This window comes from Pseudomonas nitroreducens (genome assembly GCF_014204515.1).
GTDB classification, from domain to species: domain Bacteria; phylum Pseudomonadota; class Gammaproteobacteria; order Pseudomonadales; family Pseudomonadaceae; genus Pseudomonas; species Pseudomonas nitritireducens_A.
Window position 1 is genome coordinate 125,472 of record NZ_JACHLI010000006.1, and the last position, 14,008, is coordinate 139,479.

Annotated in this window: 12 protein-coding genes; 6 read left to right on the forward strand and 6 right to left on the reverse strand. The window is 67.3% G+C overall.

Annotated elements, in window-relative coordinates; all coding sequences use genetic code 11:
- Positions 1-240: 240 nt before the first annotated feature.
- Complete coding sequence (gene glcC / locus HNP46_RS10205; protein ID WP_184588414.1) at positions 241-1,011, forward strand: transcriptional regulator GlcC; 771 nt, start codon at positions 241-243, stop codon at positions 1,009-1,011.
- 416 nt (positions 1,012-1,427) lie between these two features.
- Here the strand turns inward: glcC and HNP46_RS10210 are convergent, their stop codons facing one another.
- Positions 1,428-1,922 carry a MerR family transcriptional regulator gene (locus tag HNP46_RS10210; protein ID WP_184588416.1) on the reverse strand — a complete coding sequence of 165 codons (495 nt, stop codon included), beginning with the start codon at positions 1,920-1,922 and terminating at the stop codon, positions 1,428-1,430.
- Between the two features lie 104 nt (positions 1,923-2,026).
- Between HNP46_RS10210 and HNP46_RS10215 the strand changes: the two genes are divergently transcribed.
- Complete coding sequence (locus HNP46_RS10215; protein WP_184588418.1) at positions 2,027-3,262, forward strand: NADH:flavin oxidoreductase/NADH oxidase family protein; 1,236 nt, start codon at positions 2,027-2,029, stop codon at positions 3,260-3,262.
- Between the two features lie 367 nt (positions 3,263-3,629).
- On the opposite strand, the gene HNP46_RS10220 is transcribed toward HNP46_RS10215, so the two are convergent.
- Positions 3,630-4,355 (reverse strand): SDR family oxidoreductase, encoded by a 726-nt coding sequence (locus tag HNP46_RS10220; RefSeq protein WP_184588420.1) that lies wholly within the window; start codon positions 4,353-4,355, stop codon positions 3,630-3,632.
- Between the two features lie 111 nt (positions 4,356-4,466).
- On the opposite strand from HNP46_RS10220, the gene HNP46_RS10225 reads away from it, so the two are divergent.
- Positions 4,467-5,252: a LysR family transcriptional regulator gene (locus tag HNP46_RS10225; protein ID WP_184588422.1), complete on the forward strand. Its 786-nt coding sequence runs from the start codon at positions 4,467-4,469 to the stop codon at positions 5,250-5,252.
- A 1-nt stretch (position 5,253) separates the two neighbouring features.
- Here HNP46_RS10225 and HNP46_RS10230 read toward each other — a convergent pair whose 3' ends face one another.
- Positions 5,254-6,459 carry an MFS transporter gene (locus HNP46_RS10230; RefSeq protein ID WP_260403126.1) on the reverse strand — a complete coding sequence of 402 codons (1,206 nt, stop codon included), beginning with the start codon at positions 6,457-6,459 and terminating at the stop codon, positions 5,254-5,256.
- Between the two features lie 88 nt (positions 6,460-6,547).
- On the opposite strand from HNP46_RS10230, the gene HNP46_RS10235 reads away from it, so the two are divergent.
- Positions 6,548-7,102 (forward strand): TetR/AcrR family transcriptional regulator, encoded by a 555-nt coding sequence (locus HNP46_RS10235; RefSeq protein WP_184588424.1) that lies wholly within the window; start codon positions 6,548-6,550, stop codon positions 7,100-7,102.
- A gap of 265 nt (positions 7,103-7,367) precedes the next feature.
- On the opposite strand, the gene HNP46_RS10240 is transcribed toward HNP46_RS10235, so the two are convergent.
- Positions 7,368-8,606: a flavin monoamine oxidase family protein gene (locus tag HNP46_RS10240; protein ID WP_184588426.1), complete on the reverse strand. Its 1,239-nt coding sequence runs from the start codon at positions 8,604-8,606 to the stop codon at positions 7,368-7,370.
- 295 nt (positions 8,607-8,901) lie between these two features.
- Positions 8,902-9,972 (reverse strand): AbrB family transcriptional regulator, encoded by a 1,071-nt coding sequence (locus HNP46_RS10245; RefSeq protein ID WP_184588428.1) that lies wholly within the window; start codon positions 9,970-9,972, stop codon positions 8,902-8,904.
- A gap of 106 nt (positions 9,973-10,078) precedes the next feature.
- Here HNP46_RS10245 and HNP46_RS10250 point away from each other — a divergent pair, with 106 nt between their 5' ends.
- Positions 10,079-11,008 (forward strand): LysR family transcriptional regulator, encoded by a 930-nt coding sequence (locus HNP46_RS10250; protein ID WP_184588430.1) that lies wholly within the window; start codon positions 10,079-10,081, stop codon positions 11,006-11,008.
- Between the two features lie 766 nt (positions 11,009-11,774).
- On the opposite strand, the gene HNP46_RS10255 is transcribed toward HNP46_RS10250, so the two are convergent.
- Positions 11,775-12,668, reverse strand: a complete 894-nt coding sequence (locus HNP46_RS10255; RefSeq protein ID WP_184588432.1) for a TauD/TfdA dioxygenase family protein — start codon at positions 12,666-12,668, stop codon at positions 11,775-11,777.
- Between the two features lie 143 nt (positions 12,669-12,811).
- Between HNP46_RS10255 and HNP46_RS10260 the strand changes: the two genes are divergently transcribed.
- Positions 12,812-13,840 carry an AraC family transcriptional regulator gene (locus tag HNP46_RS10260; protein WP_184588434.1) on the forward strand — a complete coding sequence of 343 codons (1,029 nt, stop codon included), beginning with the start codon at positions 12,812-12,814 and terminating at the stop codon, positions 13,838-13,840.
- Positions 13,841-14,008: the final 168 nt, after the last annotated feature.

Below are 14,008 nucleotides of genomic sequence, written 5' to 3' on the forward strand. Positions count from 1 at the left end.
GTGCTCGGGTCTTGTTTTGTTCTTGTTCGAGGACAGCAAGGTTCGCGCCCGCCAGGCGGACGCGTGGAGCCACGGCACCGTGAACATGCGACTGGCGGTCCGGCCGCGTCCACTGGCGTGGATACTGGTCCTACCAGTTCTTGTACGGGCGTCCATTGGAAAGGTGCCGCCCTGACAGCTAGGGTTCCTTTCAACCCAAGAGGCCGGAACCAACTGGTCCTACCACTACGGAGAGCCGTGATGAGGACTCATGCAGCGGGCAAGCAGCGCGTCGCCGACCAGGTGGCGGAGAAGATCGAGCGGCTGATCGTCGATGGTGTACTCAAGGTCGGCCAGGCGTTGCCCTCGGAGCGGCGCCTGGTGGAAAAGCTCGGTTGCTCGCGCTCGGCATTGCGCGAGGGGCTGCGGGCACTGCGCGGGCGCGGCATCGTCGACACCGAGCAGGGGCGCGGTTCCTTCGTCGCCGACCTGACCGGCGCTGAGGATGTGTCGCCGCTGATGCACCTGTTCCGCTCGCAGCCGCGTACGCTTTACGACCTGCTGGAGGTCCGTGCGCTGCTGGAAGGAGAGTCCGCGCGCCTGGCCGCGTTGCGCGCTACGGAAGCGGACCTGGTGCTGATTGGCCGACGCTTCGAGGAGATGCATGCCGCCTACGACGAACCGCAGCCGCTGGACCCGCGCGAGCACGCGCGGCGCGATCACGCCTTCCACCAGGCGATCAGCGAGGCGTCGCACAACCCGGTGCTGGTGCACACGCTGCAGTCGCTCAACGAGCTGATGCTCAGCACCGTGTTCGCCTCGGTGAACAACCTCTACAACCGCCCGCCGCAGAAGCGCCAGATCGACCGCCAGCATGCGCGGCTGCATCGCGCCATCAGTGAGCGTCAGCCGGAGCAGGCCCAGCGCGCCGCCCGTGAACACATCCACAGCGTGCGCGACAACCTGCGGGAGATCGAGCAGGAGGAGCAACGGCTGGTGCGCGCTACGTTGCGCCTGGAAGGCTGGAAATAACCTTCCCGGTTTTGTGTGTGACGCACTGTAGGGCGCATAACGCGCCAGCGTTATCCGCCGTCCCGTGGGCTGGCGGCGGATAACCTGTTCCAGGTTATGCGCCCTACGTTCCTGGAAGGCTGGAAGTAACGTAGGAGCGGACTCCGTCCGCGATGTGCCACCGGCCGGCTCGGAGCGGGCGGGGATCGATCGCGGATGAATCCGCTCCTACGCCGCCTTGTGATTCTCAGCAGGAGAGCGGGCTTTTCGTAGGAGCGAGCTTGCTCGCGAACCCGCTTAACGCCTGAGCCGCCGGCAAACTCCGTTCGCGAGCAAGCTCGCTCCTACAGGGATGGGTAGGGCGAATAACGCGCCAGCGTTATCCGCCGCAGGGTAGCCGGCGGATAACCTGTTCCAGGTTATGCGCCCTACGGCTATCAGGAATGCGTCGGGGCGGGGCGCTTGGCTGAAGCCGCGTGCTTTGTCCGCCCAGCGCGGGCCTGGCCCGCGCCTGCTGATTTGGCCTTGCGCTCGCGCATTTCCGCCAGCATGCGCTCGGCATTGGCCTGGCAACCCATGCCTTCGGGCTTGTTCTCGATCTCGTCGATTACCGCCAGCAGGCGCTCTCGATTGGCCTGCAGCTGGCGCTCCATCGTTTCGATCTCGGCGACCTTGCGGCGCAGGCCGGCGACCAGTTCGCCGTGGCCGTTCTCGATGGGGTTGGCGTGGGGCAGCAGGCTGCGGATTTCCTCCAGGCTGAAGCCGGTCTGCTGGGCGCTGCGGATGATCTCCAGCAGGTCGAGGGTTTCCGCCGGGTATTCGCGGTAGCCGTTGGCCAGGCGGCGCGCCGGGGCGATCAGCCCGCTGGCCTCGTAGAAGCGGATGCGCGAGGGGGCGAGGCCGCTGAGCCTGGCCAGTTCACCGATTTTCATGCGGGGCTCCGAAGGGGCTTGACCTTGAAGTGAACTTTAAACTTAACCTCGCCGCAGCCACAACCCAACCGTGCAACCCCACTGTACAGCCCAGGAGCCGCGCCATGTCGCCCTTCCAGCCTCTGCAACTGCCCAACGGCGGCCAAGTCCCCAACCGTATCGCCAAGGCCGCCATGGAAGAGAACATGGCCGACGCCGACCAGGCGCCTTCGGCCGAATTGCTGCGGCTTTACCAGGCCTGGGCGGACGGCGGCGTCGGCCTGATCCTCAGCGGCAACGTGATGATCGACGGCCGCGCCATGACCGGCCCCGGCGGCGTGGTGCTGGAGAATGAGCGGCACCTTGAGCGCTTCCGCGAATGGGCGCGCATCGGCCGTTCCCGCGGCGCGCAGTTCTGGCTGCAGCTCAACCATCCCGGCCGCCAGGTGCAGACCAACCTCGGCCAGGGGGCTATCGCGCCATCGGCGGTGCCCCTGGAGATGGGCAAGTTCTCCAAGCTGTTCGCCGTTGCCCGCGAGATGAGCGAAGGCGATATCGCCGAGGTGATCCAGCGCTTCGTCCGTGCGGCGAAGCTGGCCGAGCAGGCCGGCTTCAGCGGCGTGCAGATCCACGCGGCGCACGGCTACCTGCTCAGCCAGTTCCTCTCGCCGCTGGCCAACAAGCGCCAGGACCGCTGGGGCGGTTCGCTGGAGAATCGTGCCCGCCTGTTGCTGGAGGTCGTCCGCGCGGTGCGCGCCGAAGTGTCGGCAGCGTTCTGCGTGGGGGTGAAGCTCAACTCGGCGGACTTCCAGCGCGGCGGTTTCGACGCCAGCGACGCGCGCCAGGTGATCCAGTGGCTGAACGACGAGCGGGTCGACCTGGTCGAGCTGTCCGGCGGCAGCTACGAAGCGCCGGCCATGCAGGGCGATGCCCGTGATGGGCGTACCCTGGCGCGGGAGGCGTACTTCCTCGAATTCGCCCGCGAAATGCGCGAAGCGGCGCGCATGCCGCTGATGGTCACCGGTGGCATCCGTCGCCTGCCGGTGGCGGAGCAGGTGCTGGACAGCGGGCTGGAGATGGTCGGCATCGGCACCGCCCTGGCGCTGGAGCCGCAGCTGGTGCTGCACTGGCAGCGCGGCAGCCAGACCCAGCCGGAGCTGCCTGCGATCCGCTGGCGCTCCAAGCCGCTGGCGGCGCTGGCCTACATGGCGCTGGTCAAGCTGCAGCTGAAGCGCATCGGCGCCCACCGCGCACCCAAGCCCGATGCCTCGCCGCTGGGCACGCTGGTGATGGAGCAGTGGCGTACCGCCCGCCGCGCCAGGCAGTACCGCCGCTGGGCGGCGCGGCAGCAGCTGAGCTGATTGCATTCGTAGGAGCGGACTCCGTCCGCGATTGGTCCGCATCGCGCCGGAAGCCATCGCGGACGGAGTCCGCTCCTACGGGGTCGAGCACGAAGCTCCCGATGGGAGAGTCTGTCTCTAACTGGGGGAAATCGTGTCTCTGCTGGCCCTCACCCCAGTGGAGCGCAGCGATACCCATCGCTCCCGGCACCAGCAGCATGGGTATCGCCCAGGCTCCACCCATCCTACGGTCCGGCGTAGGAGCGGACTCCGTCCGCGATGTCGGGTCAGCCGCTCTGATGATGGTCTTTGCGATTGGATCAGCCGATCGCGGACAGAGTCCGCTCCTACGAGAACCGATGGGCTCAATACGATGGGTCGGCGTCGATCACGCCTGCTGCCGCGTCGCCGCCAGCACGATTTCACGGATGCAGACGCCCTGCGGCTGGTTGTACGCATAGCTGATGGCGTTGGCCACGTCCTGGGCGCTGAGTACCTTGCCGCCCATCTCGCGTTTCCATTCCTGGTAGCCGCTCTTGATCGCTTCGTCGGTGGTGTGGCTGAGCAGTTCGGTTTCCACCGCGCCAGGGGCGATGGTGACGACGCGGACGTTATGCGCCGCCACTTCCTCGCGCAGGTTCTCGGAGATCGCGTGCACCGCGAACTTGGTGCCGACATAGGCGACGTGGTTGGGGAAGGTCTTGCGCCCGGCCACCGAGCTGACGTTGATGACGGTGCCCTGGTTGCGCTCGACCATGCCCTTGAGCACGGCGTGCACGCCGTTGAGCAGGCCCTTCACGTTGACGTCGAGCATGCGCTCCCACTCGGCCGGGTCCTGCTCGACCATGTTGCCCAGCAGCATCACGCCGGCGTTGTTGACCAGTGCATCGGCTGGGCCGAAGCGTTTCTCGGCTTCTGCCACGGCGGCCAGCAGGGCTTCGCGGTCGGTGACGTCCACCGCGCGGCATAGCGCGTTGGGCAGTTGCAGCGCTTCCAGGCGATCGATGCGGCGGGCCAGCAGCAGCAGCGGGTGGCCCTGCTGGGAGAAGAGGCGGGCGGTGGCTTCGCCGATGCCGGAATTGGCGCCGGTGACAATGATCAGGGGCTTGCTCATGGGACTCTCCTGCTATCGAGAAACTGGATGACTGAACGATGCAGTGAAGTATATTGAGCGCTATCCCGCCTGAAAAATGGCTTATTCCTGTGCCTGGTATCGGGAAATCCTATGGATATCCGACAGCTGGCCGCCTTTGTCGCGGTCTTCGAAGAACGCAACATCACCGCCGCCGCGCAACGCCTGTTCGTCAGCCAGCCGACTTTGTCGGTGACCATCCGCCAGCTGGAGGAGGCCCTGGGCGCCGAGCTGTTCCTGCGCCAGGCACGTGGGGTGGAAGTCAGCGAAGCGGCGCGCGCCCTGTATCCGCGTGCCCGCGCTCTGCTGGCCGAGGCGGATGGCCTGCGCAACATGTTCCGCCAGTCCACCGCCCGCCAGCCGCTGCACCTGGGGGTGGAAGGGGACGTCAGCGCCGAGCAGGTGGAGCGCTTTGTCAGCCTGGCGCAGCAGGCCGTGCCCAACCTGCTGCTGCACCTGGAGGAAGGCTGCGTGGGCGATGCGCGACTGGCGGTGGAGGAATTCTGCTGCGAGGACGAGCTGTTCCTGCCGGTCTGGGAAGATCCTTACGTGCTGGCGTTGCCGCCGGGTCTGGAGGATGTGCAGAGCGCGGGCTGGATCAGCTGCCCGACGCATCCTTCCCATCAACGGCTGATGACGGCATACGGCAGCGCACCGGTGGTGGCGCAGGCCAGCTCCCTGAACCTGGCGCTGCGGCTGGTTGGTGCCGGTGTCGGCGCGGCGATCCTGCCGCAGTCATTGCTGGCCGGCGCGCCGGCGGTGCGCAGCGGCACGCTGAACCTGCCGCTGCCGATCCGTCGCATCGGCCTCTGCCATTCCGCCCAGGCGCTGGAGCACCCGGCGGTGCGGGCGCTCTACGACTTCCTGCGCGCGGCCTGACTCAGGCCTGGGCCTTCTGCGCAGAGGGGGCGCGCAGGGACAGCAGCAGGACCAGCGAGGCGGCGAGAATCTGCAGGCTGGCGTAGCCGTTGGTGGTGGCGACCAGGCCGTAGCGCTGGATCGCCAGCCCGGCGAGGATCGCCGGCACGCTGAAGGCCAGGTAGCTGAGCACATAGAAGCTCGCCATCAGCGCGCCGCGCTCGTGGGCGTGGGCCAGCGGCACCACCGAACGCAATGCGCCGAGGAAGGCGCCGCCGAAGCCCAGCCCGGCCACTGCGGTGCCTAGGAAGAACAGCCAGAGGTTGCCGCTGTCCACGCCCAGCAGGGTGATCAGCAGGCCGATGATCAGCGCCAGGCCGCCACGGCGCAGGATCGTCGCCGCCGGCTGGTTGCGCAGAGCGAAGATCGCCAGCGCACCGCACAGGCACAGCAGCGACACCAGTCCGCCACCGATCATCGGCACCTGCAGGCCGGTGACCTGGCGCGCCAGGGTCGGCCCCAGCGACAGGTAGAAACCGCCCAGCGCCCAGAGGCTGGCGTTCAGCGGCGCCACGCTCCAGAACGCCCGGCGTGCCTGCGGAGGAATGCGGATGCGCGGCTTCAGCGAGGCCAGCGCGCCGGGTTGCCGGCTGACGCTTTCCGGCAGCCAGCGCAGCAGCACGATGCCCAGGGCAAACAGCGCCAGCAGCCAGACATAGACGCGGTGCAGCGGGTCCTCGCCGAACTGCACCAGCGCGCTGCTGCCCAGCGCGCCCATGGCCATGCCGAGCATCGGCGCCACGCTGTTGATCAGCGGGCCGCGCTCGCGGTCGATGTCCAGCATGGCGGCGCCCAGCACGGCGGTGGCGATGCCGGTGGCAAAGCCCTGCAGCAGGCGCGCGATGATCAGCAGTTCGACCGAATTGGCGTAGAGGAATACCGCCATCGCCAGCAGTTCGAGCACCAGCGCGGCGCGGATCAGCGGGCGCCGGCCGAGGTGGTCCGACAGTGAGCCGAACACCAGCAGGGCGAGCATCAGGCCACCGGCGTAGATGCTGAATGCCAGGGTCAGCAGGGCCGGGGAGAAGTGCCAGGACTCGCGGTACAGCGCATACAGCGGCGTGGGGGCCGCCGCGGCGGCGAGGAAGGCCATGAGCAGGGCCGTCAGCAGCCAGGCGGAGGCTTTGGCTGAGAAGCCGGACGCGCTTTTCGATTGGGTGTGTGCCATGATTCAGCTCGCAAAGGCTAAGATTTTGCTTTTGCGAGATGCTGGACCCGTTTTCGGATAAAAGCAAATTCTTTGCGTTAAGGTGCTTATGGCAATCAATCAGGGGGTTCGACCGGGCGGCCGCAGCGCGCGGGTGCAGGCTTCGGTGCACAAGGCCGTGGCGGAGCTGCTGGAAGAGCGCGAACGCGCCGAACTGACGGTGCCGCTGATCGCTTCGCGAGCCGGCGTCACGCCTTCGACCATCTACCGGCGCTGGGGCGATCTCAACGAACTGCTCGGTGACGTTGCCCTGCAGCGCATCCGCCCCGACGCCGAGCCGGCGGACACCGGCAGCTTGCGCGGCGACCTGCTGGCCTGGGGCGAGCAGTACATGGAAGAAACCGCCTCGGTGCCCGGCCGCGCGGTGGTGCTCGATCTGCTGGCGGCTGGCGGTGGCTCTTCGGGGCGCTGCATGGCGATCGCCTGCGGCCAGTTCGACATGATCCTGCTGCGCGCCCGGCAGCGCGGCGAAAAGCTGCCGGAGCTGGACCGCATCGTCGACCGCCTGATGGCGCCGCTGGTGTACCGCATCCTGTTCTCCGGCGAAGAGCTGGCAGTGGCCTATGTCGAGCGCCTGGTCGATCTGACGCTGGAAGGGCTGTAGCGGATTCTCCAACCGACTCCGCGCCGGCCGGGTAGGCACTCGTAGGATGGCGTGGAGCGCAGCGATACCCATCGATCCTGGCACCGGCAGCATGGATTGCGCCCATTCAGCTCAGCGCCAATCTGTAGGAGCGGGCCAAGCCCGCGATCGCGAGCAAGTCGCGCTTTTCCAACTCATTGCGGCGAGGGGACGTGCGTAGGAGCGGACTCCGTCCGCGATGTGCCAGCGGCCACGCCGTAAGGCCGGTTCGCGAGCAAGCTCGCTCCTACAGGTTCTTCCCGGCGACTGCATCGGCCCAGGCCTGCAAGGCCATGCAGGCGTGCGTGGCAATTTCTTCGTCGCTACGCCCGGTGAACACCCGCTCCAGCGCATCCGCCGCGATCAGCCCGGCCACGGTCGGCGTGCCCACGCCATCGGTGAGATCCAGCCATTCGCCGAAGCTGGCCGGCGTGTCGTACCAGCGCAGGTAACCCGAGGGCGAAACCGGCCACCAGCGCTCCTCGAACTGCAGCACGACCTTTTCCAGGCGACCCATGGCCAGATGGTCCAGGGCGTCCTGCTGTTCTGCCGGCAGAGGTGGGTGGAAATCGATTTCCCGCAGCACACCGATGGGCACGGTGCAGATGCAGAAGTCGGCACTTTCATCGCCGATGCGCACCTGCTCGCCGGACCAGTCGATGTCGGTCACCGTCTGGTTGAAGCGGATGTCCAGGCCCTGGGCGAGATGCTCCGCCAGCTGCGAATAACCTTGCGGCAGGAAGCGGTCGCCGGCACCGACGCCTTCCTCGTCCAGCGCATCGACCGACAGCGACTCCAGCGGCAGGCAGGCTTCGAGGATCAGGTTGGCCTCCAGGGCGAAGCGGGTGGCGCGGCGGGTAGCGTCATCCTTGTCGTCGAGATAGCGCGCTACCCCGTCTGCCAGCGGCAGGCGGCGGTCGATGCCCACACGCAACGATTCCCAGGCTGCATCGATATTGGGCAGCGGGCCGTCGGCTGCGGCGGCCAGGGGTTGGCTGAAATCAGTTTCCCGCAGCGGCAGGCCGAGTTGCTGGGCGAAGGCGGCCAGCGGGTTGTCGTCGAAGTGCTGCAGCCAGGCGGCGCCTTCGTCCACCCGCACCGGGCCGAGGGCGACGCTGTGAACTCGCCCACCGACGCGATCGCGAGCCTCCAGCACCACGCAGTCGATTCCTGCATCGTGCAGATGGCGCGCCGCGGCGATGCCAGCGAAGCCGGCGCCGATCACCAGCACCCGTTGGGCCCCGGATGCGATAGCGACCTGGGCGGCGCGCAGGCCGTCGTTCCAGGCGCCGTGGGTCATGGCCGGGGCGACGGGATTGCAGGCTTCGCCAGCGATCACCAGCTTACTGTCCAGCGGTTCGCCCAACCGGAGACGATGTTCCGGTGTGGCGCCGGGCAGCAGCGTGCTGTAGGCGCCGCGGCTGAACGGGTCGTCGCTCCAGTGGGTGACGTGGAAGGCACAGGGGCGGTGGCGAAGGCTGTCCATGGCGGGCTCGCTCTGTTGGGGAGCGACGACCATAGAGGGTTGGTGGTGAGCAGTTCAAGACGCAGATCCGTGCGATCTGCCTGTTGATTTGCACGGCTCATAACATGTCGTGCAAAGCGACGGCGAAGTGCGTACGTAGGATGGTGTGGAGCGCAGCGATACCCATCGATCCGTGGCACGGACAGCATGGGTATCGCTTAGGCTCCACCCATCCTACGACTCAGCTCCTGACCTGCCTGCAGGAGCGCGGCGGTGCGCAGTGGTTCGCGAGCAAGCTCGCTCCTACAGATTCACCTCAGGCGTGGCTCAGACGGATCACCGTGCGCGCCACCCAGACGCCGCTGAACAGCACCACGAACAAGCGTAGCGTCTGCATCGCCAGTACCAGGCCGACATCGGAATGGGTGTCCACCGCGATGATCGCCATGGCGTCCAGGCCGCCGGGGCTGGTGGCCAGGTAGAGGGAGAGGAAGTCCATCCCGGTGAGGGCCGCCAGCGCCCAGGCGAACAGCGCGCAGCTGGCGATCAGCGCCAACGCGCTGACCACCATGGCCGGCAGGTGGCGGCCGACGTAGGCCAGGCTCTGGCGGTCGAAACGCAGGCCGATGTAGCAGCCGATCACGCCGTAGGCGCTGGCCAGCAGCCAGTGCGGCAGGGTGATGTGCAGCACGCCGGTAAGTTGCAGCACGGCACCGGCCACCAGCGGCACCAGCAGTGGGCCGGCAGGCAGCCTGGCGCCGGCGGTGGTGCAGACGAAGATCAGCAGCAGGCAGTTGATCAGGTCGGGCAGGGTGGCGGTGTCGATCACCGGTGTGCTGTGCGCCGCTGAGCCGCCGCCTTCGATGCCCAGCAGGCGGCCGACCAGGGCGCCGGCCATGACCACGCAGACCACCCGCACGTACTGCATGGTGGCGACCACCCGCGGGTCGGCGCCGTTGGCTTCGGCCATCGATACCATCGCTGCCGCGCCGCCCGGTGCGGTGCCCCAGGCGGCGGTGCTGCCGGGGATGCCGCCGAAGCGCACCATGGTGTAGCTGACCACGGCCGAGAGCAGCAGGGTGAGCAGGGTGGCGCTGAGCATCAGTGGCCAGGAGGCGACCATCGCGTGCAGCACCGACCAGCTCATGGCGTGGGCGACCAGCAGGCCGATGCAGCCCTGGCTCAGGCGGAAGGCGCTGCGCGGCAGGCGGATGTCCGCGCCGCCGACGCCAAAGGCGATGGCGACCAGCATGGGGCCGAGGAACAGTGCAGCGGGAATCCCGAGCCAGGCCAGCAGCTGCCCGGCGCCTCCGGCTCCGAGTGCCAGGGCCAGCCATTGCAGACTGGCGGGGATGCGGGCGACGGACAGGGCAGGGCGGCTGGACACGGACGGCTCCGGGCGGGGAAGACGGGCCAATTATCGGTAGCCGGATTGATCAAGTCTATTTTCTAATAGTCATGAATCCATTCCTGAAATCTATCGGTTGGCCGCCATGGACCTGCGTGATCTCGCCTACTTCGAAACCATCGCCGAACTCGGCCACCTGGGCCGCGCCGCCGAGCGCCTGGGGCGCAGCCAGCCGGCGCTGACCAAGAGCATCCAGCGCCTGGAGGAATCCCTAGGCGCGCGCCTGTTCCAGCGCGATGGCCGACGCATCCGTCTGACGCCAGCCGGCGAACTGATGCTGCAACGCGCCCGGCAACTGCGTCAGGACATCGAGGAAACCCGCCGCGAGGTGCGCGATTTCGCCAGCGGCGTGGTGGGCAATATCCGCCTGGGCTGCGCCGCGACCATGGCCGAGTACCTGCTGCCGCGCCTGACCGAGGACCTGCTGGCACGCGCGCCGGAGGTCACCATGAGCCTGGTGCTGGGCCAGGACGACGTGCTGCGCGAAGCCCTGCGCAGCGGCCGGCTGGACATGGCGATCTGCTCGCGTATCGTCGACGACCCGCAGCTGAGCAGCGAGCCGCTGCTGCAGGATCAGGTGGTGGTGGTCGCCAGCCGTGATCACCCGATCTTCGACGGCCCGGTGAGCATGGCCGACCTGTGCCGCTACCGCTGGGTGCTGCCGGCGCCGGGCGTGTCCTCGCGGCGCTGGATGGACACCACCTTCCAGGCCCACCAGTTGCCGATGCCGCAGGTGCAGATCGAGACCAACGCCATCCCCATGCTGCCCAACCTGATCGCCCGCACCCGCCTGCTCAGCTTCATCGCCCGCGAGGCGCTGGCCGGCGGGCATGGCATGGACCAGTTGCGCGAAGTAGAGCTGGCCGAGACGACACTGACGCGGACCATCGGGCTGGCGGTGCGCGAGGGCGCCTACCTGTCGCCGGCGGCGCAGTTGTTGCGGGGGATGTTGCGGGAGCGGGCGCAGCGGTTTGGGGCGGAGCTTCAATCGCGGACGGAGTCCGCTCCTACGTAGGCGGACGGCATCGGTGTGCACCATTTCGAATGGCATGCGTCCGCGATGGATTTCGCGGACAAGGTCCGCTCCTACCAAACCGGGAGCTTCGGAGTGGGCCTAGAGCAGTAGGGCATGTATTCGATGGTGGCACCGTTGGCGCATTCCTGACGGCACCGAGTGAAGTGGGTTCGCGAGCAAGCTCGCTTCTACAACGAGGGCATGATTCAGTGCTCCGCTTCGGCTTTAAGGAGTTCCAGAGACATATCCGCACGCGCCGAGTGCCCCTTTCAGGAGGCCGAAGGTGATCGGAGTTCCAGGGGTTGAGCGACATGGATGTCGCGAGAGCCACGATGGGCCAGGGATGGCCCTTCGTGGGGGGACGCCTAGTTCGGGCCCCTGGAACTCCGAGGAACCGAGGGTACTTTTCGCGAAGCGAAAAGCCGGATGGTAGGGGCGAGACTTTTTGGTTCCTTTTGTGGCGTTTGACAAAAGGGACTCGCCCGAGGGGGCGAAACAGGGAGTCCGAGCTCACGCCGAAGCGACGCTGAAACTCCGAACCCGAAGCAAAAGCATCGCGGACAAAGTCCGCTCCTACGCAGAACGGAAACAACGGAGCTGACCTGCAGGCGCCGGCCTTGCCGCCGGATCGCGGACTAGGGCAAGGCGCCCCCGCCCATCCTCCAGGTCTGGCCAGTAGGGCGAATAACGCGCCAGCGTTATTCGCCGAGATGCATCCGGCGGATAACCTGTTCCAGGTTATGCGCCCTACGATCACACCGCGTGTTCAGCGGCTCGGTACTTCGCCCACCACCGTGGTGCGATACATCTCCCGGCGCATGCCGTGGTAGTCCGATACCGGGTAATGCCAGGTACTGCGGTTATCCCAGATCGCCACGGTGCCGGCGCTCCAGCGCATGCGGCAGGTGAACGCCGGCTGGGTGGCGATGCTGAACAGGTAATCCAGCAACGGCTGCGCCTCCGCCGGGCGCATGCCCTTGATGCCGCTGGTGTAGGCCGGGTTGATGTAGAGCACCTTTTTGCCGGTTTCCGGGTGCTTGATCACCAGCGGGTGCGAGCGCACCTCGCCATCATGGCTGCCGTAGCGCACCGCCATGTTTTCCATCAGGTCGTTGTGCTTGGCCTCGGCGCCGTAGGCGCGTTCGGGGCTGTGGATGGCGTCGAGGGTCTCCAGTTGCGCGCGCAGTTTCGGCGACAGCCACTCGTAGGCCAGCGCCAGGTTGGCGTAGAGGGTGTCACCACCGAACGGCGGGATATCGTGGCCATAGAGCAGGGTGAAGGCCGGCGGGCGCTCCTGGAACGACCAGTCGCTGTGCCAGGCGCCACCGAATACCACCGGCGTCTTCTCGTTGGCTTCCTTCACCACGCGGACCACATGCGGGTGATCTTCCATGCCGACCACGTAGGGCTCGCGGCCGAATTCGCCGAAGCGCAGGGTCACCGCTTCGAGGTTCTCCACGCTCAGGTCCTGCCCGCGGATGAACAGCACCTTGTGCGCCAGCAGCGCCTGGCGCAGTTCGGCGTAGCCTTCCTCGCCCAGGGTGGTGAGGTCCAGCTCGCTGACATCCGCACCGATGGCGCCGGTGGCGGGGACGATGCGGAAGTGGCGGTACTCGGCCGCACGGTTCTGGCTGGGCAACGCGTAGAAGAACTCGAACATGGGGACGCCTCTTGTGAATGTTGTTGGCACCCCAAGCATGGTCAGCGGCGGCGCTTTCTTCCATGATCAAGTCCGCCAAAAAATGACTTTCTCTGCCAACAGAGAGCCCGCCATGTCGTACCTACCCGCCACAGGAGCCCGCGATGGACTGGCGCCAGCCCCGCGAAATCACTGGAGTGCGTTACCTGCTCGACAGCGCCCGCGACGAGGGGTTGAGTGCGGACGAATGCCTGGTGGGCAGCGCCATCACCCAGGCTGACCTGCACGCGCGGGCCGGGCGTATCCAGGCCTGGCAGGAACTGGCGGTGATCCGCAACCTGCTGCAGCACGTGGACCGTCCCGGATTGGGCCTGGCGACGGGGCGGCGTTATCACCTCACCTCGCTGGGCCTGCTGGGTTTCACCATGCTCGCCAGTCGCACGCTGCAGGAGGCCTTCGAGACCTTCGGGCGCTTCCAGAGCCTGGCGCTGACCTTGTGCCCGGTCACCAGCGAAACAGAGGCGCGTGGCGTGTGGCTGATCTTCGATGACCGCGTACTGCCCGAGGATGCCCGCGCCTTCGTCGTGGAGCGCGGCATCGCCGGCTGCTGGCAGCTGTCCGGCGAGTTGCTGCAACGCCCCTTGCAGCCCCTGGCCATCGAACTGCGCAGCGACGCCGCCGAAGCCGGCCCGTTCCTGGCAACCTTCGGTATCGAGCCGACCTTCGCTGCGCCGCGCAACGCCATGCTGTTTGCCATGGACGATCTGCTGGCGCCCTTGCCGCAAGCACAGCTCAGCGCGCGTGACAGCGGCGAGCAACTGTGCGAGCGCCTGTGTGGCGAACTGGCGCTGACCCTGGCCGCCACGCCCACCGCGCGGCAGGTGCAGCAACTGCTGCTGCGCGATTCCGCCAGCCTGCTCGGCGCCGCGGTGGTGGCTGAGCGACTGGGGCTTTCCGAGCGCACGCTGCAACGGCGCCTGGCGCAGGAAGGGCAGAGCCTTCAGTTGCTCAACGACGGCATCAAGCAGCGCCTCGCCGAACGCCTGCTGCGCGAATCGCGGATGGACCTGCACGGCATCGCCCAGTGCCTGGGCTACGCCGAGGCGGCAAGTTTTTCCCGCGCGTTCCAGCGCTGGACGGGGCAGTCGCCCGGGCGTTGGAAGCGTCACTCCGGAACCCTCCCGACGCACTGAAGTCGAACCGCCCGCAACGCCTCTGGAACGGACGAAAGCCGCGAGATAGAGCCTTCTGATGTGGCCGATTGCCATCGGTTGCGGGTTAATTTCGCGCGCCTGCCATCCGTTCCCCTCAAGAGGCGCGTCGACATTTCCAGCGGCGCGCCCGTCAGAAAAAGGAGAACC

Bases quoted from the DNA above. Each gene is read 5' to 3' on its own strand.
- glcC (WP_184588414.1), top strand. From the start codon at position 241: ATGAGGACTCATGCAGCGGGCAAGCAGCGCGTCGCCGACCAGGTGGCG.
- HNP46_RS10235 (WP_184588424.1), top strand. From the start codon at position 6,548: ATGGCAATCAATCAGGGGGTTCGACCGGGCGGCCGCAGCGCGCGGGTG.
- HNP46_RS10260 (WP_184588434.1), top strand. From the start codon at position 12,812: ATGGACTGGCGCCAGCCCCGCGAAATCACTGGAGTGCGTTACCTGCTC.
- HNP46_RS10240 (WP_184588426.1), bottom strand. From the start codon at position 8,606: ATGGACAGCCTTCGCCACCGCCCCTGTGCCTTCCACGTCACCCACTGG.
- HNP46_RS10230 (WP_260403126.1), bottom strand. From the start codon at position 6,459: ATGGCACACACCCAATCGAAAAGCGCGTCCGGCTTCTCAGCCAAAGCC.
- HNP46_RS10215 (WP_184588418.1), top strand. From the start codon at position 2,027: ATGTCGCCCTTCCAGCCTCTGCAACTGCCCAACGGCGGCCAAGTCCCC.
- HNP46_RS10250 (WP_184588430.1), top strand. From the start codon at position 10,079: ATGGACCTGCGTGATCTCGCCTACTTCGAAACCATCGCCGAACTCGGC.
- HNP46_RS10220 (WP_184588420.1), bottom strand. From the start codon at position 4,355: ATGAGCAAGCCCCTGATCATTGTCACCGGCGCCAATTCCGGCATCGGC.
- HNP46_RS10225 (WP_184588422.1), top strand. From the start codon at position 4,467: ATGGATATCCGACAGCTGGCCGCCTTTGTCGCGGTCTTCGAAGAACGC.
- HNP46_RS10255 (WP_184588432.1), bottom strand. From the start codon at position 12,668: ATGTTCGAGTTCTTCTACGCGTTGCCCAGCCAGAACCGTGCGGCCGAG.
- HNP46_RS10210 (WP_184588416.1), bottom strand. From the start codon at position 1,922: ATGAAAATCGGTGAACTGGCCAGGCTCAGCGGCCTCGCCCCCTCGCGC.